We start from the raw sequence: 1,222 nt of genomic DNA, 5'->3' as shown, positions 1-1,222 counted from the left end.
ACCCGGCTCCTGCGGACGCTCCGGCAGAGCCCGAGGCCCCGCAGGCATCCCCAGACCCTGCGCCGCTTCATCGAGTACCGCGACGGAACCTGCCAGTTCCCCGGCTGCGCCCGGCCCGCCCGCAAAGCCGAGATCGACCACCTCATCGAATGGCAGGACGGCGGAACCACCGACGCCCAGAACCTCCACGCCCTCTGCACCAAGCACCACGCCCTCAAGAGCCTCCACACCTGGACCCCATCCCGCCTCCCCACCGGCCCCGACGACACCACCCCCGACACCCTCTGGACCTCCCCCCTCGGAACCCGAGCCCTCACAGGCCCCACCGGCCACGAACCACCCGACACCGGCCCACCGCATCCCAGCCCACCCGACACCGGCACACCCGAGCCCAGCCCACCGAGGCATGAGCCGGCTGAACCCCAGCCGCCGTTCTAAGCCAGCGCTCTTCGGCCTCGGGCACCGCGGGCTGCATCGCCGCGTACAGGGCCGGCACAGCTCGCTCGTTTCATCGGCGGGACTGGGGAACTCCCGGGCGTAGCCCGCCGTCCCGGAGCTCTCGCCGCCGCGGCAGCGGCTGGTCCAAGGGGGCGGGCTTCGCGTTGGGCTCATCAAGCGAGAGCCGCGACCAACTGCCCCGGAGACGCTCGGGCGCGTCCGTGGCCGCAATGACGACCCCCGGGTACGAGGCCAGTCGGTCGATGAGCGCCGCGACGCCGTCGGGTCCCAAATCCGCGTCGATGTGATCCATCAGGAGAAGGGGCGGGCTCTTCAGCATGGCTCTGGCCACGTGCACCTTGGCCCGGTCCGAGACGCTGAGCGGCTCTCCCCCGCGTCGCAGGACCGTCTGCTCCCCGCGAGGAAGCGCATCAAGGCCCCGCATTCCCGCGAGCTCGAGCTCGCGGCGCACCACCGACTCGGGCAGCTCGGGGTGGCGGTACCGCACCGCGCGGGCGATCGTCCCACGTTCGAGCGGGAGCCCGCGCCGTGCGTAGCCGATCAGCACGCGGCGGTGACGGGACGGGAGACCCACTACCTCGCGGCCATTGATGCGCACGGAGGCTGCGCCGTCGTGCCTCAACCCAAGGAACGTCTCGAAGAGCGCACCGACCCGCTGGGGATCCACCGACGTGACGAGAAGGCGCTCCCCAGGCCGCGCCGCGAGATCGAACGGATCGCCGTCGCCAGGCAGCCGGATGGCCGTGGCCTCCACGAGCGGGCC

The 1,222-nt window shown here is 72.3% G+C and carries 1 protein-coding gene and 1 pseudogene; one reads left to right on the top strand and one right to left on the bottom strand.

Annotated features, from left to right (window positions below; translation table 11 throughout):
- Nucleotides 1-438, top strand: a 438-nt coding sequence (locus ACLN58_RS22355) for an HNH endonuclease (RefSeq protein WP_415857399.1), incomplete at its 5' end; no start/stop codon positions are given.
- 70 nt (nucleotides 439-508) lie between these two features.
- Here the strand turns inward: ACLN58_RS22355 and ACLN58_RS22350 are convergent.
- Nucleotides 509-1,222 (bottom strand): annotated as a pseudogene (locus ACLN58_RS22350) (hypothetical protein); the annotation flags it as partial.

The sequence above is a fragment of the Sinomonas sp. G460-2 genome (assembly GCF_047759905.1).
GTDB lineage: Bacteria > Actinomycetota > Actinomycetes > Actinomycetales > Micrococcaceae > Sinomonas.
This window is presented reverse-complemented; position numbering and strand designations above follow the sequence as displayed.